The sequence below is a fragment of the Tomitella cavernea genome, assembly GCF_016599145.1.
In the GTDB taxonomy this organism is placed as follows: domain Bacteria; phylum Actinomycetota; class Actinomycetes; order Mycobacteriales; family Mycobacteriaceae; genus Tomitella; species Tomitella cavernae.
Genome location: NZ_JAENKO010000024.1, coordinates 24,775 through 47,189 on the forward strand (window position 1 = coordinate 24,775; position 22,415 = coordinate 47,189).

The following is a 22,415-nucleotide window of genomic DNA, read 5'->3' on the forward strand; positions in this document are numbered from 1 at the left end:
CTGCTCGGCCCCGGCTGTTCGCTCATCGTGCACCCACCAACAGTTCGCCACCCATCTCGGTATCGAGCCGGCGCAAGATCAGCCCCTCACGCAACGCCCACGGACATATCTGCAGCTGGTCCACCGACAGGGCACGCATGCTCGCCTCCGCGACGAGCGCCCCGGCAACCAGTTGCGGCGACCGGTCGGCGCTGACGCCTTCGAGCTCCGCACGGTCCGCTGCAGTCATCCTAGAAATAAACGCGATCAGTTGCCGAAGACCGCTGGCCGTCAGCGTCCGTGTCGCACGCGGGCCGGCGCTCGACGGCGCGGCGCCGGTGAGCCGCGCCAGCGTCCGGAAGGTCTTGGAGGTGCCCACGCACAGGTCCGGCGCACCCGCCTTGCGCAGCTGTTTCGCCGGGTCCGACATCTCCGCGTCGAGCCAGTCGCGCAGCGCCGCGACGCGCCGTTTCCCGGGCGGATCGGACTCGAACCAGTCGCGGGTGAGACGTCCCGCACCCAACTGCAGCGAGTACGCCAGGTCCGGGTCCTCGTCGACGCCGTTGCACAGTTCCAGCGATCCCCCGCCGATGTCGAAGTTCATGATCCGCCCGGCGCTCCACCCGTACCAGCGGCGCACCGCCAGGAACGTGAGGCGGGCCTCGTCGACGCCGCCGAGGACGCTCAGCTCCACGCCGGTCTCCGCGAGGACGCGGCCCAGGACATCCTCCGAGTTGACCGCGTCGCGGACGGCGGAGGTGGCGAAGGCCATCATCTCGCCGCACCCCGACGAGCGGGCGATGGCGGAGAACTCCGAGACCGCGGCGATCAGGTCGTCGGTGACGTCCGGCTGCAGGCGGCCGTCCCCGGTCATCCGCTCGGACAGACGCAGCGCCACCTTGGACGAGCTCATCGGCGTGGGGTGCCCACCGCGATGCGCGTCCACCACCACCAGGTGGACGGTGTTGCTTCCTACGTCGAGCACTCCGAGTCGCACACCGACCAACCTAGCGGGTCTACGGTGGGGACCTGTGACGCACGGACCCCTATCCCGCAGTGACCACCTGCCGCCCGCGGTGGAAGTGGAGCCGGACTTCCCGCGCGAGTGGGTCGAGTTCGTCGACCCGGCAGACCCGGACCACCTGGTGCGTGCCGACATGACCTGGCTGTTGTCGCGGTGGACGTGCGTGTTCGGCACTCCCGCCTGCCGCGGCATCCTCGCGGACCGGCCGGACGACGGCTGCTGCTCGCACGGCGCGTTCCTCAGCGACGACGACGACCGCGCCCGCCTCGACGCCGGGGTCGCGGATCTCACCGCCGAGGACTGGCAGTTGCGCGAGCGCGGCCTGGGGCCGGACGGATACCTGGTGGAGGACGAGGTGGACGACGAGCCCGCCCTACGCACGCGGCGGCACGACGGCGCCTGCATCTTCCTGAACCGGCCCGGCTTCGCGGGCGGCACCGGGTGCGCACTTCACCGGATGGCGCTGCGTACCGGGCGGCTGCCCATGGAGGTCAAGCCGGACGTGTGCTGGCAGCTGCCCGTCCGCCGCACCCAGGACTGGACGGAGCGCGCCGACGGCGAACAGGTGCTGGTCTCGACGATCGGCGAATACGACCGCCGCGGCTGGGGCCCCGGCGGCGCCGACCTCGACTGGTACTGCACCGGCGACCCCGCGGCACACGTCGGCTCGCGAGCGGTGTGGCAGTCGTACGCGCCGGAGCTGACGGAGCTGCTCGGCGCGGCCGCCTACACGGAGCTGGCGCGGCTGTGCGCTCGGCGGGCCGAGCTGGGCCTGGTGGCCGTCCACCCTGCGACGGCCGCAGCAGCGGACAGTGGCCGGGATGACTGAAAGCAGTCGATATGGACGAACGTCTTAATTATATTGACTGACCGTCATGGTTTCTTTGATTCCGCCTCGAAGGAATGGGTCACAGCGCCCGTCCGGTCGGCGGATTTCAGCGAGTTCTCAAAGTTTGTTAACACTCAAGCGAATGGCCGCGATGACCCGTATGAGTGACAGCTTGAACGGCTCTCCGCGCACTTTGCGCCAGCAGCGAATCACCGATTGCACGCGAGTGACCGTTCCTCGGACAGAAGGGCCACTGACTATGAAGAAGACAATGAAGAAGGTCGTGACGGCCGCAGCAGCCACCGCCGCCGCAGGCGGAATGGCCCTGGCCATTGCGCCCGCCGCCAGCGCCGCGCCGGAGTACACGAACGTCAGCGACACGTTCATTCCGTACGACGCGCCCGGCGCGTTCAACCCTGGCACTTCGAACGTTCTCATCAGCCCTGCCTTCGGTACTCAGACGCCCATCTTCTGCCAGATCGACAATGGCGCATGGCGCAACTGCTACCAGGAGGGCCGGAATCACGAGCCGCACCAGGTCCACTACATTGCCAACGTGAACGGCCACGCCACGTGGGCTACTGTCGACCTCCCGCAGGGCTCCAGCGTTCCGCAGCTCCCGGTCATTGAACTGCCGGCCGGAAGCGTTTCGGGCAGCCTCGTCAACATCATGGGCGGCCTCGGCGCCGGTTCCACCGGCTCGGGCGGCGGCGGCGCTCAGGGCGGCCTGAACGTCGACATCGGCGGCAGCCTCGGCAACATCGGCATCGGCCTGCAGGGCGGGCTCGGCAGCTCCTAGGCCGCCTCCCTGCACGAGAGTGGACCCCGCAGCGGTACGGCTGCGGGGTCCTCTTTCACCGTGTGCACCTGTGCCGTGCCGACCCGGGCGTCCGGGCCCGAGTGCTCACTCCTCCAGCTTGTAGCCCAGCCCCCGCACCGTCACCAGGTGCCGGGGCTTGCCCGGGTCCTGCTCGATCTTGGCGCGCAGCCGCTTGACGTGCACGTCGAGCGTCTTGGTGTCGCCCACGTAGTCCGCGCCCCACACACGCTCGATGAGCTGCTGGCGGGTGAGCACACGGCCGGAGTTGCGCAGCAGGAACTCGAGCAGCTCGAACTCCTTGAGCGGCGGCGCGATCTCCTCGCCGCTCACCGTCACCACGTGCCGCTCCACGTCCATGGCCACCGGCCCGCACGTGAGCATCGCGTCGTCGTAGCCGTCGTCCTCCACCGCAGGCTCGGTGCCGCGGCGCAGGACGGCGCGGATGCGTGCGATCAGCTCGCGCGCCGAGTACGGCTTGGTGACGTAGTCGTCGGCCCCGATCTCCAGGCCCACCACCTTGTCGATTTCGCTGTCGCGCGCCGTCACCATGATCACCGGCACCGACGACTTCGCCCGCAGCTGCTTGCACACGTCGTTGCCGCTCATGCCCGGCAGCATCAGGTCCAGCAGGACGATGTCCGCGCCCTCACGGTCGAACGATTCCAGCGCGGACGGCCCGTCCACGGACACGGTAACCTCGAAGCCCTCCTTGCGGAGGAGGAAGGCGAGCGGCTCGGCAAGCGATGGCTCGTCCTCCACGATCAGCACTCGGTTCACCGACGGATGTCCTCTCTATGGTCGGGGTCGGGCCGTGACGGCCCCGGCGGAGTCTGCAGCGCGGACGGCTCGCCCGTGCGGTCCGGGATGTGGGCGGGCAGCTCCAGCGTGAAGGTGGACCCCGTGCCGGGTTTGCTCCACAACCGGATGCGGCCATTGTGATTGATGGCCACATGCTTGACGATGGCCAAGCCCAGGCCTGTGCCGCCCGTCTCACGCGAGCGCGCCTTGTCGACGCGGAAGAACCGCTCGAACACGCGCTCCTGGTACTTGGGGGCGATGCCGATGCCGTGGTCGGTGACGCTGATCTGCACCTGGCCCCGCCGCAGGGCGCGGCTCACGGCCACCGGGGAGCCCTTGGGCGAGTAGTTGACCGCGTTGGAGATGAGGTTGGTCAGCGCCGTCGTCAACAGCATCTCGTCGCCGAGCACCCGCAGGCCGCTCGGCGCGTCCGTGGTGATCTCGATCTCCGCGGCATCCGCGGTGAGCGCCGCGTTGTCCATCGCGGCCGCGATGATCGAGTCGACGTCGACCTCTTCGAGGTTGGGCAGCTTCTCGGCGCCCTGCAGCCGCGAGAGCGCGATCAGCTCGGAGACCATCGCGCCCAGGCGGGTCGCCTCGCCCTGCACCTTCTGCCCGAAGTGCCGGACCGTCTCCGGGTCGTCCGCCGACTCGAGCAGCGCCTCCGCCAGTAGCCCCATGGCGCCGACGGGCGTCTTGAGTTCGTGGCTGACGTTGGCGACGAAGTCCCTGCGAGCGGACTCCATGCGGACGATCTCGGAGTCGTCGTCCGCGAACAGCAGCGCGTAGCGGCCCACTCTGTCGTCGAGCACGCGCGCCTGCCCGCGCACCGACATGGACCTGCCCTGGCTGCGCTGGTCGCCCATCAGGTCGAAGTCCACCGGGTGCCGCTCGGAGAGCACTTTGCGCGCCGCCGCCCAGGCTCGGTCGTCGAGCTCGTCGTCCTCCACCAGGCCCAGCTCGGTGGCCCGCCGGTTGAACAGGACGATGTCGCGCTTGCCGTCGACCACTGCGATGCCCGTGGGTGAATCGTCCACCACCAGCTCAAGCAGCTTCGACGGCGACGGCCCGTGGGTGAGGTAGCGGCGGCGGTCGATCCACTCGCGCACGCGCGGCCCCGCCGCCACCCCGGCCGCGGCGCCGATCGCGATCCCGGCCACCAGCATCGGCGCCGTCACCCCCGGTTCCCCGCGCGGCGCACGTGCGCCGTGCGCACCGGCTGTTCCCGCGTCACGGCCGCGCCCTACTTGCCCTGGCCGGCCACGGCGGCGGCACCCGCCGCGGCCGCCTCCGGGTCCAGGTACTCGCCGCCGACGGTGACCGGGCGCAGTACGCCGCCGTCATCGGTCAGGTCGTAGCGCAGCGGGATGCCGGTGGGGATGTTCACGCCCGCGATGGCCTCGTCGGAGATCCCGTCGAGATGCTTGACCAGCGCGCGGATCGAGTTGCCGTGCGCCGCGACCAGCACCGTACGGCCGGCGCGCAGGTCCGCTGCGATCTCCGTTTCGAAGTAGGGGATCAGCCGCTCGACGACGTCCTTGAGGCACTCGGTCATGGGGACGGAGTCCAGGTCGGCGTAGCGGGGGTCGACGTCCTGGCTGAACTCGCTGCCGACGGCGATCTGCGGCGGCGGGGTGTCGTAGCTGCGGCGCCACAGCATGAACTGGTCCTCGCCGAACTCCGCTTTGGTCTCCGCCTTGTTCTTGCCCTGCAGCGCGCCGTAGTGCCGCTCGTTCAGGCGCCAGTCGCGCTTGACGGGGATCCAATGCCGGTCCGCGGCGTCCAGCGCCAGGTTGGCGGTGGTGATGGCGCGGCGCAGCAGCGATGTGTAGAGCACATCCGGGAGCAGGTCGTGCTCCACCAGCAGCGCACCACCGCGGCGCGCCTCGGCGGTGCCCTTGTCGGTGAGCGCGACGTCCACCCAGCCGGTGAACAGGTTCTTTGCGTTCCAATCGCTCTCGCCGTGGCGGAGCAGCACCAGGGTTCCCATAGTCATGGCGACGATTATCCCAGGTCCTGCCCGTCGCCCGCACCAGGACCCGACGCCGGCGCGGACCCGGCTTCGGTCACCACGCTCCGCGGCGGTTCGCCGGCCCGGCCGATCTCGCCGCGCGCCGCCGCCGCCCGGTCGTCGTCGGTGACCAGATGCTCGAACGCGGCAAGGTTGCGCAGCGACTCGCCGCGCACCGTGCGCCAGCGCCATTCACGCCGGATCGACGTGTGGAACCCGAGCTCGAGGATGGTGTTGAAGTCGCCGTCCGCCGCCTCGAGCACCTGGCCCAGCACGCGGTCGAGCTCGTCGCTGCCCAATGCGTCCATCGAGATGCGGCCCACCAGGTAGATGTCGCCGATCTTGTCGATCGTGTAGTGCACGCCGAACAGGTGCCGGTTGCGCCGCAGCAGCCACTTGTACACGGCCCCATGGTCCTCGTCCGGATGCCGGGCTACGAACGCCTCCACCCGCACCCCGTGCACCCCGACGGTGAGCAGACAGGTGGTCTTCAGCTTGCGCTCGCCGGGCAGGGTGAGGACGAAATGCGGCCCCTCCGGGCAGGTGTAGTCGATGCCGGAAGCGTCGAGCGCCCCGCCGATCAGCGCGATGGCGTCGTCGACCGTCCGCGCCCCGGCCTCGCCGTCCATACCGTGCCTGCTCATGCCGTCGCCTCCCGCAATCGCCGCCCGCCCGCGCGGGCGGGCCGTTCCCGGCCGTCGTGAACATGGCCGTCAGGTCCCCGTCCGTCAGATCCCCGGCCGTCAGATCCCCGGCCGACCTGTCCCACCACCTGACCGGCGATCTGCGCGTCCCAGTCGAGCATGGCACGCCGGTAAGTGCTGCGCAGCCCCTCCGCGGTGTGACTCCAGGAGAACGCCGCCGCATGCCGGGGCGCCGCGGCCGCCATCCGCGCACGCAGGGCCGGCTGCCGGATCAGCATTCCCAGCGCCGACGCCCACCGGTCGATGCCATGGCCGTCGACCAGGACGCCGGTCTCGCCGTCGCGCACCGCCACACCGAGCCCGCCGACGCGCGCCGCGACCACCGGCACCCCGCACGCCTGCGCCTCGATCGCCACCAGCCCGAACGACTCCGAGTGGCTCGGCACCGCCACCACGTCCGACGCGCGGTACACCTGGGCGAGCCGGTCCGGCGGCTGCGGCGGCATGAACGTGACCCGATGGGCGATACCCAGCTCCGCAGCCAGCGCCATCAGCGACTCCGGCCGGCGCAGCCCACTGCCCGACGGCCCACCGACGACCAGCACGCGCAGATTCGCGTCCGGATCCTGTGCGAGGACGCGCGCCGCGGCCCGCACCAGGACGTCCGGCGCCTTGAGCGGCTGTATACGCCCCACGAAGGTCACCAGCGTCTCAGCCGGGTCCAGGCCCAGCTCGGCGCGCGCGGCGACGGCGCCCCCCGGCCGGTACCGGCGCAGGTCCGCGCCGGGCGCGATGACATCGACGCGGTCCGGGTCGGCGTCGTGGATCGCGATGAGCTGGCGACGTTCCTCCGCAGTGTTGGCGACCAGACGGTCGGCCTCGGCCACCACCTGCTGCTCGCCGATCCTGCGCGAGAGAGGCTCCGGCACGTCGCCCGCCGCCAGCGCCGCGTTCTTCACCGCGGCGAGGGTGTGCGCCGTGTGCACCAGCGGAACCGCCCACCGGTCGCGGGCCAGCCAGCCCACCTGACCGGACAGCCAGTAGTGCGAGTGCACCAGGTCGTAATAGCCGGGGGCATGCTGGGCCTCCGCCCGCAGCACCCCGGCGGTGAACGCGCACAGCTGCGTCGGCAGATCGCGCTTGTCCAGTCCCTCGAAGGGCCCCGCCACGACGTTGCGCACCAGGACGCCCGGCGCGGCCTCCTCCACCGGAGGGAGGTCCGAACGCGTGGCGCGCGTGAAGATCTCCACCTCCACGCCGTGGCGTGCCAGCTCGCGGGCCGTCTCGAGCACGTAGACGTTCATGCCGCCGGCGTCGCCCGTGCCCGGCTGGTTGAGCGGCGAGGTGTGCAACGAGAGCACGGCCACCCGGCGCAGCTCCCGGCGCCCCGCCGCGCCGCCGGCGATCGGAAGGACCCCGCCCCCCGTCATCGGCCGCCCCCGTCCGCGGAACCTGCTCCCCAGCCGGCCGTGGCCCGGTCGCCGTCGAGAACGTCGATGAACTCGTCGATCTCGCTGATGAACCGGCCCTCGTTCTCGATGAACGGCGCATGCCCGCCGCCGTCCCAGAACGACGGCCGCACGTGCGGGATCGTCGCCAGCGCGTGCTCGGCCGCGCTCGGATCGACGATGCGGTCGTCCGTGCCGTGCATCACGAGCACGGGGATCTCCAGGGAGGCGAGCATCTCGTCGTGCCCCGAGTTGCGGTTGAACAGCGCCGTGCGCACCCGCGGGGGCGTGCCCAGTGCCAGTGCCAGCAGCGCCTGTTCGCGTTCGCCCTTGCCGTGCACCTCGCCGTGGAAGGCGGACGTCAGCTCGATCATCGCGGGAACGGCCACCGCGGCGTCCGTGGCCAGCACGGAGGGCATCGCGGCGCGCATGGCCTTGCCCACGCGGCCGCCCTTCTGCCCGCGGCCGATCCCCGTGAGCGCGCCCACCAGGATCAGCCCGCCTACGGTGCCGTCCGCAGCGGCTCCGCGCTCGTTGTCCAGGAAGTCGCAGCACACCAGCCCTCCGTAGGACCAGCCCAGCAGCACCGCGCCGGCCCCCGCGCCGATCCCCTCCGCGTCCAGGACGGCACGCAGATCGCCCGCCCACAGCGATGGATCGTCGTACGCGTCCTCGGGGGCGTCGGAATAACCGTGGCCGCGCAGATCCACCGCGATCACCCGGTACTGGCGGGTGAGCGCCGCGAGAACGTTGGGCCCCCAACAGGCGGACGACTGGGCCCACCCGTGCACCAGGATCAGCGGGCGCGCGCCGACCCGCCCGTCGGCTCTGTAGACGATGCGCGTCCCGTCCGACGCAACCACCTGCCGGACCGCAGCACTGTGCTCTGCCATGGCCCCCAGAGTATGCCCGCGAGGCAACCCCGGCCGCCCGCGGGTGAGGCATCGCACCCGCCCCGCAGCGGTGGCCCGGCGATTAGGGTCGGGGCATGGCATCAGATCAACCTGCTTCACGCACCGGCGGCCCCGCCGCGCACGAAGAGCTCGCCCGGGGCGTCGACGCGACAGCCGGGCAGCAGCGGCCGGACGAGGCGGCCGGGCGCCGCAGGACCGCGGTCGTCACCGGCGCGAGCTCCGGCATCGGCGAAGCCACCGCCCGCGCCCTCGCCGCACAGGGGTTCGACGTGGTCCTCGGCGCCCGCCGCGCGGACCGCATCGACACGATCGCCGCGGAGATCGGCGGCCGCGCGCACCGGCTCGACATCACCGACCAGGACTCCGTCGAAGCGTTCGCCGCGGCCGCCGGTCCGGTGGACGTGCTGGTGAACAACGCCGGCGGCGCCAAGGGCCTGGCCCCCGTAGCGGAGGCCGACCTGGACGATTGGCGCTGGATGTGGGAGACCAACGTCCTGGGCACCCTGCGCGTCACCAAGGCGCTGCTGCCCGGACTCATCGACTCGGGCGACGGGCTCGTCATCACCGTCACCTCGGTGGCCGCGCTGAGCTCCTACGACGGCGGCGCCGGGTACACCTCCGCAAAACACGCGCAGGCCCTGCTGCACCGCACCATGCGCGGCGAACTGCTGGGCAAGCCGGTGCGGTTCACCGAGATCTGCCCGGGCATGGTCGAAACCGAGTTCTCACTGGTCCGGTTCAAGGGCGACGCCGAACGCGCCGACAACGTCTACGCCGGGGTCACCCCGCTGGTGGCCGCCGACATCGCCGACATCGTCGCGTTCACCGCCACCCGCCCGTCGCACGTGGACCTCGACCAGATCGTGGTGCGGCCGCGGGACCAGGCGCACGACGGGCGGGTCAACCGGCGGATCTGAGCCGCGGTCGGCGGCGTGCCGCGCCCGAAGTTCGGGCGTCACACCGCACGACCGCACGTCGCGCCCGAAGTTCGGGCGTCGCCTCGTCGTCGCGTTCGAAGTTCAGACGCGAACACGCGTCACGCCCGTAGTTGCCCCATTGGGTCTCCAGTTACGGACCAGATGCGACAACTTCGAACGCCACGCCACGTCGCGTTCGAAGTTGGGGCGCGAAAGCCACGTCGCGTTCGAACTTCGAACGCGACGGGCGGCGGACCGCGCCACAGATCAGATCTCGCACCCGACCAGCACCGGCTCCGGCACCAGCCGCACCCCGAAAGCCTCGTGCACTCCGTCGCGCACCTCCCTGGCCAATGCCAGCAGCTCGGCGGTGCGCGCCGCCCCGCGGTTCGTGAGCGCCAGCGTGTGTTTGGTCGACAGCCGCGCCGGTGACCCCTCGCCGGGGTATCCCTTGCCGAAGCCGGAGCGCTCGATGAGCCAGCCGGCTGACAGCTTGGCGCGCCCCCCGTCGGCCGGGTACTGCGGAACCCGGGCATCCCCGCCGACGCGCGCCGCGATCGCGCCGAGCACGCCGGCCAGGTCGGCGTGCTCGATCACCGGGTTGGTGAAGAACGAGCCGGCACTCCACGAATCGTGGTCGGGCGTATCGTCGTCGAGCGTCAGATCCGCCACCATGCCCTTGCCGGCGCGCAGGCCCAAGACCGTGCGGCGGACCTCGTCGACGGGCAGCCGCGCACCCGGCTCACCGCCCATCGCAGTCGCCAGTTCGCCGTAGCGCAGCGGCGCGCTGAGCCCGTCGCCGCGCAGGCGCATCTCCACGGCGAGGACCAGCGCGTCATCGCGGTGCTTGAGCACGGACGTCCGGTACCCCAACCGGAGCGCGTCCGGCGTCACCCAGTGCCGTTCACCGGTGCGACGGTCGAGCAGCTCCACGCGTTCGAGAACGTCGGCCACCTCGGCCCCGTAGGCGCCCACGTTCTGCACGGGGGTGGCCCCCGCGGAGCCGGGAATCCCCGAAAGGCATTCGATGCCGCCGAGTCCCGCCGACACCGTCCGCGCCACCACGTCGTCCCACAGCGCACCCGCGTCGGCGCGCACGAGCGTCCCGTCGACGTCGATGCCCGCCGTCGCCACGCGCACCACCGCGCCGTCGAAACCTTCGTCGGCGATGACCAGGTTCGATCCGCCGCCGAGGATCAGGGTGCGCACCCCGGCCGCGTCGAGCGCGCGCACCACGGCCACCAGCGATCCGGTATCTGCACAGGTCACAAGATGGGTGCAGCGGCCGCCGAGTCGCAGTGTGGTCAGGCCCGCCAGTGCGGCGCCGGCGGCATGCTCGGCACCGGCGTCGGCCGCGAGCCCGGGGAGATCGAGAGTGTGCACAGCAGTCCACGGTAACCTGCCCCCATGCCACGACGCATCGAGTACTCGGCCCGCCTGTCCGGGGACGCAGCACGCACGTACGCCGCTCTGTCCGACAGGGCGTATTGGGACGGACTGATGGAACAGCTCCGCGAGTTCACGCCGGTGTCGGTGGTCGAGTCCTTCGAGTCGGGCGACGGCGGCATCCGGGTGGAGATGACGCAGGTGATCGCCCGCGAGATGATGCCCGCCGTGGCGCAGACCGTGCTGCAGACCGACCTCGTCATCACCCGCAGAGCGACGTTCGGGCGATATACGCCGGGCGGCGTCACCACGGGCAGCTTCTCCGCGACGATCCCCGCCGCGCCGGGCAGCCTGGGCGGCGACGTCACCCTCACCGACGACGCCGGCGGGTCGGTGCTGCACTACACCCCCGCGGCCAGGGTGAACATCCCGTTCGTCGGCGGCAAGCTCGAGGACGTGATCCTGGAGAACCTAGTGAACCTGTTCGGCATCGAGAAGGACTTCACCAACCACTGGCTGCGTTCGCGCAACTAAGCCACGGCTCCAGAACACTTCTCATACTTCTTTCAGGTTGATCGTGGACAATCTGTCCCGATGAGTACTCGAGCGCCTTCCCGCACCCCGCGCCGTCGCCGGCACACCGCCCTCTTCGTCACGATCGGTTTGGTCGTCGCGCTGGTGGCGGTGGCCGTGGGCGGCGAGTTCTACGCCCGTGACCGCGTCGGGAACTGCGTTGCGACCGCGCTGGAACAGCAGGTCGACGGCGACGTCGACGTCAGCCTGGGCGCCACCCCACTGCTACTGACGGCCGTCACCGGCACGGTGTCGTCGATCAGCATCAACAGCGACGGCATCAACCTCGCCGGCCCCGGCGAGGCCGCCATGCGCGGGCTGCAGCTGAGCTCGACCATCCACGACATCCGTCTGCCGGAGGGCGACGGCACCGGCACGGTCGGCTCGTCGGAGGCCACGGTGACCTGGGGCAACGACGACATGCTCGCCAGCCTGCAGACGCTCCCGTTCGGCATGCTCATCACCGGGGTCACCAGCGATTCCACCGCGGGGACCATCGACGTGGCCGTGGCCGGCGGGCTGGGCCGGATATCGCTGACCCCGCGGATCAGCGGCAACGCGGTGACTATGGAGGCCTCCGACATCACCGCCTTCGGCATCGGCCTGCCCACCGGCGGGGCCCAGCAGATCATCGACCTGCTCACCCGCAACCTGGCCGACTATCCGCTGGAGATGACGCCGCAGTCGGTGGACGTCACCGACAAGGGGTTGCAGGTGCGACTCACCGGCGGCCAGGCGCCGCTGACCACTACCGGCGTCCAGGCGCCGCTGACCACGACCGACGGGCCGCAGATCGACTGCAGCATCTTCTGACCGGACGGGAACGCCCGACGGGGCGGGCCGGGCCTGAACGGGCCGGCCGTCAGCCCTCCGGGAGCCCGTCGAGCACGGCCCGCGTACCGGAGAGCCCCAGCCGGGTGGCGCCCGCGTCGATCATCGCCATCGCGGCCTCGGCCGTGCGGATCCCGCCGCTGGCCTTGACGCCCAGCCGGTCGCCCACGGTTTCGGCCATCAGGCCTACGGCGTGCGTGCTCGCACCGCCGGCCGGGTGGAACCCGGTGGAAGTCTTGACATAGTCGGCGCCCGCGCGCTCGGCCGAGCGGCAGCACTCGACGATCGCATCGTCGCCGAGCACCGCCGTCTCCAGGATCACCTTGAGCACGATGTCCGGGCCGATCGCCTCGCGCACGGCCAGGACGTCGGCCAGGACGGCGCCGTAGTCCCCGGCCACGGCGGCGCCCACGTCGATGACCATGTCGATCTCCTGGGCACCGGACTCCACCGCGAACGCCGACTCCGCGGACTTGACCAGCGAATGGTGTTTGCCCGACGGGAAGCCCGCCACCGCGGCGACCACGAGTCCGTCGGCGTGCACGGGAAGCATGCTCGGCGACACGCACACCGCCCCGACGCCCAATTCACGGCCCTCGGCGATCAATGCGCGCACGTCGGCCGCCGTGGCCTCCGGCTTGAGCAGCGTGTGGTCGACGATCGACGCGACGGTGCTGCGAAATGATCCGGTGCCGGCCTGTGCGTTCATGCCTGCGAGCCTGGCACACCGCCCGCCGCGCCCCGGCCGGACCCCCTGGGCCAAAATGGGAGCATGATCCCCGCTGGAAACACCGCCTCCGCGGTCGACGACCGCCGCTACGTCCTCAGCCTCGGCTGCCCCGACCGCACGGGCATCGTCGCGCGGATCTCGGAGTTCCTTTCCGGCCTGGGCGGCTGGATCGTGGAGGCCGCGTACCACGCGGACCCGAACTCCGGCTGGTTCTTCACCCGCCAGGCCATCCGCGCATCGTCGGTGGAGCTCAGCGCATACGAGCTGCGCGAGCGATTCGCCGCGGTGGCGGCCGAGCTGGGACCGGAGACGGAGTGGTCGCTGCACGATTCGGGCACGCCCAAGCGCGTGGTGCTGGTGGTGAGCAAGGACGGCCACTGCCTGCACGACCTGCTGGGCCGCGCCGCCCAGGGCGAACTGCCCGCGCAGATCACCGCGGTGATCGGCAATCATCGCAACCTGGAACCGGTGGTGCGCGCGCACGGCATCGCCTTCCACCATGTGCCGTTCCCTCAGGCGGGCACCGACCCGGAGGCGCGCGCGGCCGCCTTCGCCGAGGTCCGCGACCTGGTCGACGCCCACGACCCGCACGCGGTGGTGCTGGCCCGGTTCATGCAGGTGCTGCCGGCCGAGCTGTGCGAGCATTGGGCCGGGCGGGCCATCAACATCCACCACAGCTTCCTGCCGTCGTTCGCGGGCGCTCGGCCTTACCACCAGGCGTTCGACCGCGGCGTCAAGCTGATCGGAGCCACATGCCACTACGTGACGGCCGATCTGGACGCCGGGCCCATCATCGAGCAGGACGTCACCCGCATCGACCACACCTACACCACCCGCGACATGGTCCGGCAGGGCCGCGACATCGAGAAGCTCGTGCTGGCACGCGGGCTGCGCTGGCACCTCGAGGACAGGGTTCTGGTGCACGACCACAAGACGGTGGTGTTCAGCTGACCGCCTGGCTTGCCGACCGGATGGCCCCGGGGCCGGGCCCGGGGGTGGTTCAGAGCGCGGCGAGCCGGCGGATCTCCGCATCGACCTCGAACGGCGCCTCCACCGGCACCATGTGCCCCACCTCCGCCAGCTCCACGAGCCGCTCCAGCCGGCCGGTCTCGCGCAGCACCTCGGCCATGCGCCGCGCGTGAACCGGCGGCGTCAGGCGGTCGTCGGTGCCCACGACCACTGTCGTGGGCACGGTGAGCGACTCCAGCCCGGCGCGCAGGTCCAGGTCGCTCATCGCGGTGCCCCACCGGCCCCGGTTGCGTGCCGGACAGGCGTTGACGATCTCGCGGCAGAACGCCACCTGCGCGGCGGTGGCATGGCCGCCCATCGTGACGTAATGGAACCCCCATTCCGGCAGCAGGACGGCCGAGAGCGGCGCGCCCATCGCGGCGCGGCCCAGCGCGAGGGCCCCGGGCAGGCGTTCGGGGAACGGCAGCACGCCGAAATCGTTCAGGAGCCTGTCGGCGGCCGTGCTGACGAGCATCGCGGCGCGGCCGTGGACGGGGACCTGCTCCGGGTGCCGCGACGCCCAGGCGTTGACCGTCATCCCGCCCATGCTGTGCCCGACGATGACGGCCGGCGCGTCCGGCGACACCGTCGCCCGCAGAACGGCGTCGAGGTCGTCGGCCAGCGTGTCCAACGACGCCGGGGCCGTCCCGCTGGGGGTGCGGCCATGGCCGCGCTGGTCGTAACAGACCACGCGGTGCTCCCGCGACAGCTCGTTGACCTGCGCGTTCCACACGCGGTTGCTGCACGCCCAACCGTGGATGAAGACGATGGGGACGCCGTCGGCCGGGCCGCGCTCCACCACGTGCACGGGGTTGCCGTCGTCGGCGGTGACCGGCAGCACGCGCGGATCCTCGGCCGGTTCCACGAGCAACGCATCCATGGCCGCGCGCCGCGCGGCCAGCCGTGCGGCGTCCGTGCGGGTGATGCCACCGCCCTGCGTCTGCGCCCCGCCGGGCAACAACCGCGCTGGGGCGAGCCGCGCGGACGCATCGACAAGCGAGCGCACGGCGGAGCGCCGCCCTTCCGCCCCCGTGTTCCGCAGCGCCATCGCCTCGTCCTCTCACTCACGCGCAGAGTGCCACGACCGTGCCGCACCTTCCGGGGTGCCGCACGCAAGGCCGGGATACCCCGCACCGCTCGTCACGGCTACGTACATTACAGCGCAGCTACGCGCACGGCAGTCCCGAACCGTGAAGTTTCACAGGTCACACTTGTGCATCATCGGCCACAGGGGCCGCAGCACCGCGCTTTCCTGTACCGGCGCCCAGTTTGTCCGCGGCGCGCTGCAGTGCTTTGCCGATCTCCACGTCCATGCTCTGCGCCAACAGCACCTGCAGCACCTGATGGGCGCGCGGGCGCAACCGGTTGATCGGGTCGGCCACCTCTGCCACCCCGGCCGCGTCCAGGTCCACGCAGCGCCTCCTGCGCCGCGGTGAGCAGCTCGCCGATGGTGGCGAAGGTGCAACCGCGCTCGAACATCCGCGCGGTGGGCTTCAACCGGGCCAGGTGGCCGTCGTCGTACCAGGCGGCACGCCCCTCACGCCGCGGCGCCGGCAACAGTCCGCGCTCCTGATACACGCGCACGTTGCGGGCGCTGACGCCGGCGGCCTGGGCGAGCCCGTCGATCCGGTACTCGTTCATCGCCGCCGATCCTATCGCCCTGCGACGGACGGCCCCCAGGTCAGAGTATGTGCGCCCGGCGCAGCAGCACCGTCGACGGCCCGCCGATGAGGCCCACGGAGTCAAGGAACTCCACCGTCTTCGCGCAGCCCTCGTGCACCATCGACGCGTAGTGCGGGTTGGCCGCGGCGGCCCTGCGCGCCTCCCTGGGGTCGAGCCCCACCGCGCGGTACGCCTCGGGGCTCACCAGGTTGGTGATGATCTGGTACGCGGTCAGTCCCATGAGCAACTGGGCATACCAGCGCTGCACCCGGCCCAGCGTCGCCGCCTTGCGGATGGTCTCCTCACGGGCGAAGCGGATGTGCCGCGACTCCTCCGTCACATGGATCTCGCTGACCCGGCGGGTGAGCGGCTGCACGCGCGGGTCGCGGCGGAAATCACGCTGCATCATGTCGAGGATCTCCTCGGCGAACAGCGTGCCACCGTAGGCCAGCGAGCCCGTGGACGTGGACTTGAAGAACGATCCCAGCCACATGATCACGCGGTTCGGCTTGTAACTGGGGATGCCCATGCGCTGCGCAGCGCGGGCGAACATGGTCGAATGCCGGCACTCGTCGCCGATCTCGGTGAGCCCGAACTGCACGTGCTCGGAGGCAAAGTCCTGCCAGTACACGTCGCGGAGGATCATCTGCATGAGGATCATCTCGAACCAGATGCCCGTCGAGCTGATCGACGCCGCCTCGTGGTTCGTCAGCGCGATGCGCCGACGCTCCGGCATCGACTCCCACAGTTCCGTGCCGTAAAGGCTGCACCACTCCGGGGTCATCCCGTAGGCGTCCGGGACCAGTGGCGCGTCCCAGTCGATGTCCACGGTGGGGTCGTACGACTTGCGCTCCGCCGACCGGAGCAGCCTCGCCGCCGTCTGCTCGCGGGTGCCGTGCTTGGACGGGCGCATCCCCGCGGGTATCCGGGTGCGTTCGGTGGTGATCGCCATGATCCACCCCGCAATCTCTGCGTAGCGGCAGGCGGCCTGGTGCAAGGGAACCGCCCGTGACCGGGCCCTGCCCGCCGCCCCGGAACTTCCGGTTACACATACCATTGTGCTCGTCGCCGACGGCACCTGGCAAGGTCGGGACGCAGCCGAGGAGTAGACCGGAGACCGTGCCGCGCGCATTCTCGCGCCGCGCGCGCCGATCTCCCTCCCGCGCGCGTGTCGCCCCGGCGTGTCGCGGCAACCGCCGCGCGGCGCGGCATCGCCCCCGCGCCTCAATACTCCCGCAGGCTCAGCACCCCCGGAGACTCAGTAATCCCGGAGACTCAGCACCCCCGCGCCTCAGCGTCCCTGGATCTCGTCCACTTTGGGCCGCACGTCCGCCATGTAAATGCCCACTGCGACGACGCCGATGATGCCCAGGAAGCTCAGGGCGCCCATGATGAAGAACAGCACGATCGCGACGGCGATGATGCCGATCCACACCGGCTTGGTGAGGCGCCCGACGGCCGGGAACGCGTCCGAGCGCTGGCGGATCGCATGGATCAACGCCACGGCCCCGAAGATGATCGCGGCCCACCGCGTGACCATGAAGATCAGTCCGATTACTCCCACGCTGTTGATTGTACGGATACGCTGCGCGTCACCCGCTCCCCGGCGGCCCGGCCCCTCGAAAAGACGACCCCGCAACGCGCCCCGCCCCGGGCGCCGTTTCCGGCGCCCGGGGCGGGGCGGGGCGGGGCACTCAGCGCACCGTCACTTGCTCTGCGCGTTCTTGCCCGGCGCCTTCTTGGCGGGGGCCTTCTTCGCCGCAGCCGGCTTGGCGGGCTCGGTCTTCTTGGCGGGCTCAGCCTTCTTGGCGGCCGACTCGGTCTTCTTGGCGGCGCTCGTGGCCTTGCTCGCCGCCGCGTCGCCGGCCGACTCGACCTTCTCCGCGGCCGCGGTGGCAGCCTTCTCGGTGGTGGCGGCGGCCTCGGCGCCGGCCTCCACGGTGCCGCTCGACGCGCGACCCGTCAGCTTGGCGGCGCGCTCGCCGACCTCGCGGGTGCGGGCGGCGACGGTGCCGAGCGCCTCCTCGGTGAGCTCGCGCGCGTCACTGACGGCGGCCTCGGCGCGATCGAGGTTCTCGCCCACCAGCGGCTGCTTGCGCAGGCGGTCGACGGCGCCCTCGCCGCGCTCGGCCAGCGAGTTGTAGAGGTCGGTCGCGACCTGGATGTAGGCCTCGGCCACCTTGCGCAGCTCCTCCGAGGTGAACTTCTCGCGCAGGTCGTCGATCTGCGCCGGAAGCTCATCGGGGAGGTGCTGGATACGCTCGCGGGTCTCGTCGGCGCGCACCTGCCACTCGTCGGACTTGGTGCGCCACTCGCTCTGACGCTCCTCGGCGCGCTCGCGCAGCTTGCCGGCCACGTCGGCCACGGCCTGCAGCGCATAGTCGCCGGCGCCGACGGCGGCGTACAGCGGGGTCTTGACGTTCTCGATGGGGTTCGACATGTGGTGCTCCTTACGGTGTGACGACGTGGCGCCGTCGTTTCGGTCGGTGTCGGCGGAGTCCGCGCGGACCGTGCATGCGACACACCCCTCGTTGCGTCGCACCGGCCCCGCGCGGGGCGCCTATTGTGCGGAGTCCGCCACCCGTGCGGCGGCCCCGACGTTCTCGCGGCAGAAGGAGTCGTAGATCTCGAGGATCACTTGCCTCTGCCGTTCGTTCAGGGCGGGATCGGACAGCACGGCGTCGCGCACCGGGCTGGGGTCGCGCTGCTCGAGGATCCCGGCGCGGATGTAGAGCGCCTCCGCGGAGACCCTGAGCCCCTTGGCGATCTGTCCCAGAACCTCGGCCGACGGTCGGCGCAGGCCCCGCTCGATCTGGCTGAGGTACGGGTTGGACACGCCCGCCCGCTCGGCCAGCTGCCGCAGCGAAACCTGCGCGGATTCGCGCTGCGACCGGATGAACTCCCCGATGTCCTGGGCCGTGTTGACCACTTTCTCGGCGATCTCCCCGGCCCCGTCGCCGAGTTGATCGGCGAACGGTGCAGCAGATCCGGACCCGCTCTGTGCGGGATGGGCGTGGCCTTCCGGCGCACCGGAGCCGCCCTCGCCCCGCTCCCCTTTCGCGGGATCATGGCCATCTACCATGTGGCACCTCCTCGTGCTGCACCACCCACGCTAACAGACCTGCTAACAATTGCAAGCGCTGCTTTTGCGCAGATGACACGCGACATAGTGCGTTTGATCACACACGGCCGCGCTTCGTGTCACGGATCACCAACACTCGGTTTCATTCCGACCGTCACCCCGTGATCAGCTGCGACGCCGCGTGGATCACCAGGCCGGCGACCGCGCCCACCACCGTGCCGTTGATGCGGATGAATTGGAGATCGCGCCCCGCGGCCAACTCGATCTTGCGGCTCGCGACGTCGCCGTCCCAGCGCGCGACGGTGTCGGTGATCACGCCTGTGAGCTCACTCGCGTAGTTGTCGACCACGAAGGCGACGCCGCCGGCCAGCCAGCGGTCGAGCGTGGCCCGCACGTCGGCGTCATCGCGCAGCCGCACCCCGATGTCGCGGAAGTATTCGACCAGCTTGCGCCGCAGCGCGCTGCCAGGGTCCGCAACGGCCTCCTCGATGAGCCTCTTGGCGATCCGCCAGGCCGCCTCCGCCGCCGAGGTGATCTCCTCGCGGTCCATCAACTCTGTCTTGACCCGCTCGGCCTTGGCCATCGTCTCGGGGTCCGTCTGCAGGTCGTGGGCGAACTCGACGAGGAACCGGTTGACCGCCTGACGCACTTCGTGCTGCGGATCCGCGCGCACCTTCCGGGCGAACTCCACGAGCTCGCTGTGGATCTTCTCGCCCACGAGCAGGTCGACGAACCGCGGCGACCACGTCGGCGAGTCCTTGAGCACGATCCGGTCGATGGTCTGCTGCGAGTTCACCGACCACTGGTACGCCCGCTCGCACAGCAGCTCGATCACCGGCAGGTGCCGCTCCTCCTCCAGGAGCTGTTCGAGGACCCGCCCGATCGGCGGGCCCCATTTGGGCTCGGCGAGCCTGCGCACGATCGTCGCGTCGATGATCTGCTGCACGTCCTCATCCCGCAGCACGGTGAGGACGCCGCCCGCCAGGGTCGCCGCCTCCGCAGCCGCCCGCTCGGCGTTGCGCGGCTGCGCCAGCCACTCGCCCAGGCGCGCCGGCACCTGCGCCGAGTCCAGCTTGCCCAGCACCACGTCGCGCGCCAGGAAGTTCTCGCCGACGAACTCGCCGAGCCCCTCGCCCAGCTGGTCCTTCTTGCGCCGGATGATCGCGGTGTGCGGGATGGGGATGCCCAGCGGATGCCGGAACAGGGCCGTCACCGCGAACCAGTCGGCCAGTCCGCCGACCATCCCCGCCTCCGAGGCCGTCTGCACGTAGCCGACCCAGGTGGGCGCATCGTCGCCGCCCAGCACCAGGCAGAGCACGTAGACGACGACGGCCGCAAGCAGGAACCCCGTGGCGACGAACTTCATCCGCCGCAGGTCACGCACCTTGGCCGGGTCGTCGGTAGTCATCAGCACACCGCCATTGTTCACGCTCGGCGCCGGCCGGGCGTGCCTGACGCGGCGCTGCCACCGCCGTGGGCGATGCCGTCCTGCGCATTCCGCGCCCACGATGGCCGGGAGTCCCGTCCTCCGATACCGGCGGACGCCTTAGAGTGGGGTGCACGCGGGACGGGCGGCGACACTCCGTTCAGCGGACGGCATACGCGAACGACAGACGACGCGCCCGATCCCTCGAACGGGGTGATCGGGCGCAGCACCGAGGGACGCACGTGGCAAAGCGCAAGGACAACTCCGAGATCGACGGCCGCAAGCTGCGCTGGCAAGAGCACAAGCTCGCGCGGCGCGCCGAGCTGTCCGACGGCGCACTCGCCGCCATCCGGGCCCGCGGCAGCAACACCGGTATGGACGAGATCGCCGCGGAGATCGGCGTGTCCAAAACGGTGCTCTACCGCTACTTCGACGACAAGGCCGATCTGACCAGCGCCGCGACGATGCGGTTCATGGAGACGCGCCTGGCCCCCGCGCTCGCCGCCGCGCTGGGCCAGGAGGACCTCGACGAGTTCGGCCTGGCCGAGGCCGCCATCTCGGTGTATGTGCGCACGGTGGCCGACGAACCGGAGATCTACCCGTTCATCATGGGCATGACCTCCGGCGGCGCGGGCGTGCGCGCGGCGCTCGAGAACAGCGAGCGGATCGTCGCGGAACTCCTCGCGGGCGTGCTCAGCGACCGGCTCCAGCGGCTGGGCTTCCTCATCGACGGATCACTGACGTGGTCGTACGGGGTGGTCGGCGCCGTCCAGCTGGCCACGCACCGCTGGATGATGGACCGCTCCACGCCCGTTGAGGAGCTGATCGAGCACCTGTTGATGCTGGCCTGGGGCGGGATCACCGCGATCGCCAACGCCCAGGGCGACCGCCGCGTGTTCATGTCCGAGCGGCACGAGCTGCCCGTGCCCAAGGCCTGAGGCCCCGCGCCGCCCGCCTCCTGCCGCCACGCGCGCCCCCTGCCGCCACGCGCGCCCCCTGCCGCCACGCGCGCCCCCTGCCGCGACGCGCCGAGGCAATGTGCGCGCGCCAGGACTATCGGCGCGCGTCGTGGGCGGGCGGCGCCGCACACTGCCGCGGAAGTTATCCACAGGCGCGGCGCTATCCTGGGGTTTCACCACCGACCATGACGCCCGCTGTCGTCCGGTACGGCCATGATGGGTCGCATGGGGAGGAATAGGCTTCTGTTCAGGACCAACGCCGTCGGCAATGGATTCGACGACCACGCACTCCAGCGGATGTGCAAACAGGGGGATCTCGCGCGGGTGCGGCCGGGTGTCTACGCGACGCCCGGCGACGCGGCGACCGATATCACCACGCGTCACGTCATCGCCGTCCACGCCGCAATAGCCAAGCAGCGGACGACCGCTGTGGTCAGCCATGCGTCCGCGGCCGCGATCCACGGGTTGCCGTTGTGGGACTTGAGCCTCGCCCGAGTCCACCTGACGCAGCCGGGCACCGCAGGCGGACACACGACCCGGCGCCGGCACCAGCATACGGCCCATCTGTCGCCTGTCCAGGTGACCGAAGTCGACGGGCTCCCGGTGAGCACCGTGGCACGCACCATCGTCGACCTGGCCCGGACGGAGCAGTTCGATCGTGCGGTGGCGGTGGGCGATGCGGCGCTGAACAACGCGATGACCACTGTCGACGAGCTGTTGGAAGAGATCACACGGCTGCCCGGCAGAAGCGGAGCGACGCGCGCACGAGCCGCCGTCCTCGCAATGGATCCGCGCAGCGAGAGCATCGGCGAAAGCTGGAGCCGCATCGTCATGGACCGTGCCGGGCTTCCACCCCGCGAGCTGCAACGGGTCATCCGGGTGAACGGCGACCTGCTGGGCCGGGCGGACTATTTCTTCGACGAGCACGGCATCGTGGGCGAGTTCGACGGTCGCGTCAAGTACTCGCGCCAGATCGACGATCCACGTGATCCGGGCCAGATCGCCTGGGATGAGAAGAAGCGCGAGGACCGTCTGCGCGACGCCGGGCTCGAGGTGATGCGCTGGACCTGGGCAGACTTGGACGCCCCGTGCCGCCTGCAGGGCCTTTTCGGCAGCGCGCGCACACGCGCCTCCGCTCGGCCGGCTCCCATCATCGACGCCGCCGACCCGTGCGACGCCTACGTTCCCCGGCGACGGGTTCGCCCCCGAACCATGTGACAGAGTCCTGCGCCCACCGGTGCCGGGCCGGCTCCACCTCCCCGCGCGCCCCCTGACGCCACGCGCGCCCCCTGACGCGACACGCCGAGACACTGCGCGCTCGTCATGACTACCGGCGCGCGGCGTGGGGAGGAGGCCAGAGGGCGCCTGCGGAGC

General features: G+C 71.0%; 24 protein-coding genes and 1 pseudogene. 8 read left to right on the forward strand and 17 right to left on the reverse strand.

Annotated features, from left to right (window positions below):
• Nucleotides 1-22: 22 nt before the first annotated feature.
• Complete coding sequence (locus tag JJ683_RS09895; RefSeq protein WP_200173657.1) at nucleotides 23-976, reverse strand: Ppx/GppA family phosphatase; 954 nt, start codon at nucleotides 974-976, stop codon at nucleotides 23-25.
• A gap of 67 nt (nucleotides 977-1,043) precedes the next feature.
• Here JJ683_RS09895 and JJ683_RS09900 point away from each other — a divergent pair, with 67 nt between their 5' ends.
• Both JJ683_RS09900 and JJ683_RS09905 read left to right on the forward strand, forming a co-directional pair.
• Nucleotides 1,044-1,832, forward strand: coding sequence for a DUF3109 family protein (locus tag JJ683_RS09900; protein ID WP_200173716.1), 789 nt, complete (start codon nucleotides 1,044-1,046; stop codon nucleotides 1,830-1,832).
• Between the two features lie 271 nt (nucleotides 1,833-2,103).
• Nucleotides 2,104-2,631, forward strand: coding sequence for a hypothetical protein (locus tag JJ683_RS09905; protein ID WP_200173660.1), 528 nt, complete (start codon nucleotides 2,104-2,106; stop codon nucleotides 2,629-2,631).
• Between the two features lie 105 nt (nucleotides 2,632-2,736).
• Here the strand turns inward: JJ683_RS09905 and JJ683_RS09910 are convergent, their stop codons facing one another.
• The 6 genes from JJ683_RS09910 to JJ683_RS09935 all read right to left on the reverse strand — a co-directional run bounded on the left by JJ683_RS09910 (nucleotide 2,737) and on the right by JJ683_RS09935 (nucleotide 8,446).
• Entirely contained in the window at nucleotides 2,737-3,429 is a 693-nt protein-coding gene (locus JJ683_RS09910) for a response regulator (RefSeq protein ID WP_200173662.1), read from the reverse strand.
• A complete protein-coding gene (locus tag JJ683_RS09915) occupies nucleotides 3,426-4,616 on the reverse strand; it encodes a sensor histidine kinase (RefSeq protein ID WP_200173718.1) in 1,191 nt (396 codons plus the stop codon). Before JJ683_RS09915 ends, JJ683_RS09910 begins: the two co-directional genes overlap by 4 nt.
• Nucleotides 4,617-4,693: 77 nt before the next feature.
• Entirely contained in the window at nucleotides 4,694-5,446 is a 753-nt protein-coding gene (locus JJ683_RS09920) for a phosphoglyceromutase (RefSeq protein WP_200173664.1), read from the reverse strand.
• 8 nt (nucleotides 5,447-5,454) lie between these two features.
• Nucleotides 5,455-6,090 (reverse strand): type III secretion system chaperone family protein, encoded by a 636-nt coding sequence (locus JJ683_RS09925; protein WP_200173720.1) that lies wholly within the window; start codon nucleotides 6,088-6,090, stop codon nucleotides 5,455-5,457.
• Between the two features lie 11 nt (nucleotides 6,091-6,101).
• A complete protein-coding gene (gene mshA, locus JJ683_RS09930) occupies nucleotides 6,102-7,535 on the reverse strand; it encodes a D-inositol-3-phosphate glycosyltransferase (protein WP_200173666.1) in 1,434 nt (477 codons plus the stop codon).
• Complete coding sequence (locus tag JJ683_RS09935; protein ID WP_200173668.1) at nucleotides 7,532-8,446, reverse strand: alpha/beta fold hydrolase; 915 nt, start codon at nucleotides 8,444-8,446, stop codon at nucleotides 7,532-7,534. Before JJ683_RS09935 ends, mshA begins: the two co-directional genes overlap by 4 nt.
• Before the next feature lie 95 nt (nucleotides 8,447-8,541).
• On the opposite strand from JJ683_RS09935, the gene JJ683_RS09940 reads away from it, so the two are divergent.
• On the forward strand, nucleotides 8,542-9,384 hold the full coding sequence (locus JJ683_RS09940; protein WP_200173670.1) for an SDR family oxidoreductase: 843 nt from the start codon (nucleotides 8,542-8,544) through the stop codon (nucleotides 9,382-9,384).
• 267 nt (nucleotides 9,385-9,651) lie between these two features.
• On the opposite strand, the gene JJ683_RS09945 is transcribed toward JJ683_RS09940, so the two are convergent.
• Nucleotides 9,652-10,767, reverse strand: a complete 1,116-nt coding sequence (locus tag JJ683_RS09945) for a UDP-N-acetylmuramate dehydrogenase (RefSeq protein ID WP_200173672.1) — start codon at nucleotides 10,765-10,767, stop codon at nucleotides 9,652-9,654.
• 24 nt (nucleotides 10,768-10,791) lie between these two features.
• Here JJ683_RS09945 and JJ683_RS09950 point away from each other — a divergent pair, with 24 nt between their 5' ends.
• The gene (locus JJ683_RS09950; protein ID WP_200173674.1) at nucleotides 10,792-11,304 is read left to right on the forward strand and encodes a DUF2505 domain-containing protein; all 513 of its coding nucleotides are present in this window, start codon (nucleotides 10,792-10,794) and stop codon (nucleotides 11,302-11,304) included.
• 60 nt (nucleotides 11,305-11,364) lie between these two features.
• Nucleotides 11,365-12,156, forward strand: a complete 792-nt coding sequence (locus JJ683_RS09955; RefSeq protein WP_200173676.1) for an LmeA family phospholipid-binding protein — start codon at nucleotides 11,365-11,367, stop codon at nucleotides 12,154-12,156.
• 49 nt (nucleotides 12,157-12,205) lie between these two features.
• On the opposite strand, the gene deoC is transcribed toward JJ683_RS09955, so the two are convergent.
• Nucleotides 12,206-12,883 (reverse strand): deoxyribose-phosphate aldolase, encoded by a 678-nt coding sequence (gene deoC / locus JJ683_RS09960; protein ID WP_200173678.1) that lies wholly within the window; start codon nucleotides 12,881-12,883, stop codon nucleotides 12,206-12,208.
• A 63-nt stretch (nucleotides 12,884-12,946) separates the two neighbouring features.
• Here deoC and purU point away from each other — a divergent pair, with 63 nt between their 5' ends.
• Entirely contained in the window at nucleotides 12,947-13,855 is a 909-nt protein-coding gene (gene purU / locus JJ683_RS09965; RefSeq protein ID WP_200173680.1) for a formyltetrahydrofolate deformylase, read from the forward strand.
• Nucleotides 13,856-13,904: 49 nt separating this feature from the next.
• Here purU and JJ683_RS09970 read toward each other — a convergent pair whose 3' ends face one another.
• The 8 genes and pseudogenes from JJ683_RS09970 to JJ683_RS10000 all read right to left on the reverse strand — a co-directional run bounded on the left by JJ683_RS09970 (nucleotide 13,905) and on the right by JJ683_RS10000 (nucleotide 20,064).
• Entirely contained in the window at nucleotides 13,905-14,960 is a 1,056-nt protein-coding gene (locus JJ683_RS09970) for an alpha/beta fold hydrolase (protein WP_242474583.1), read from the reverse strand.
• A gap of 157 nt (nucleotides 14,961-15,117) precedes the next feature.
• Nucleotides 15,118-15,324, reverse strand: a complete 207-nt coding sequence (locus JJ683_RS19065; RefSeq protein ID WP_242474592.1) for a hypothetical protein — start codon at nucleotides 15,322-15,324, stop codon at nucleotides 15,118-15,120.
• A pseudogene (locus tag JJ683_RS19070) lies at nucleotides 15,323-15,553 on the reverse strand (MerR family transcriptional regulator); the annotation flags it as partial. The pseudogene JJ683_RS19070 and the gene JJ683_RS19065, both read right to left, overlap by 2 nt.
• Nucleotides 15,554-15,593: 40 nt before the next feature.
• The gene (locus tag JJ683_RS09980) at nucleotides 15,594-16,487 is read right to left on the reverse strand and encodes an AurF N-oxygenase family protein (protein WP_200173725.1); all 894 of its coding nucleotides are present in this window, start codon (nucleotides 16,485-16,487) and stop codon (nucleotides 15,594-15,596) included.
• A gap of 378 nt (nucleotides 16,488-16,865) precedes the next feature.
• Entirely contained in the window at nucleotides 16,866-17,138 is a 273-nt protein-coding gene (locus tag JJ683_RS09985) for a DUF2516 family protein (protein WP_307810822.1), read from the reverse strand.
• Nucleotides 17,139-17,279: 141 nt separating this feature from the next.
• Nucleotides 17,280-18,014, reverse strand: coding sequence for a heparin-binding hemagglutinin (locus JJ683_RS09990; RefSeq protein ID WP_200173685.1), 735 nt, complete (start codon nucleotides 18,012-18,014; stop codon nucleotides 17,280-17,282).
• A gap of 120 nt (nucleotides 18,015-18,134) precedes the next feature.
• Nucleotides 18,135-18,656, reverse strand: a complete 522-nt coding sequence (locus tag JJ683_RS09995; protein WP_200173686.1) for a helix-turn-helix domain-containing protein — start codon at nucleotides 18,654-18,656, stop codon at nucleotides 18,135-18,137.
• 154 nt (nucleotides 18,657-18,810) lie between these two features.
• A complete protein-coding gene (locus tag JJ683_RS10000) occupies nucleotides 18,811-20,064 on the reverse strand; it encodes a DUF445 domain-containing protein (RefSeq protein ID WP_200173688.1) in 1,254 nt (417 codons plus the stop codon).
• Nucleotides 20,065-20,324: 260 nt separating this feature from the next.
• Between JJ683_RS10000 and JJ683_RS10005 the strand changes: the two genes are divergently transcribed.
• Nucleotides 20,325-21,020: a TetR/AcrR family transcriptional regulator gene (locus JJ683_RS10005; RefSeq protein ID WP_200173690.1), complete on the forward strand. Its 696-nt coding sequence runs from the start codon at nucleotides 20,325-20,327 to the stop codon at nucleotides 21,018-21,020.
• Nucleotides 21,021-21,266: 246 nt separating this feature from the next.
• Nucleotides 21,267-22,259, forward strand: a complete 993-nt coding sequence (locus JJ683_RS10010; RefSeq protein WP_200173692.1) for a type IV toxin-antitoxin system AbiEi family antitoxin — start codon at nucleotides 21,267-21,269, stop codon at nucleotides 22,257-22,259.
• The last annotated feature ends 156 nt before the right edge of the window (nucleotides 22,260-22,415 follow it).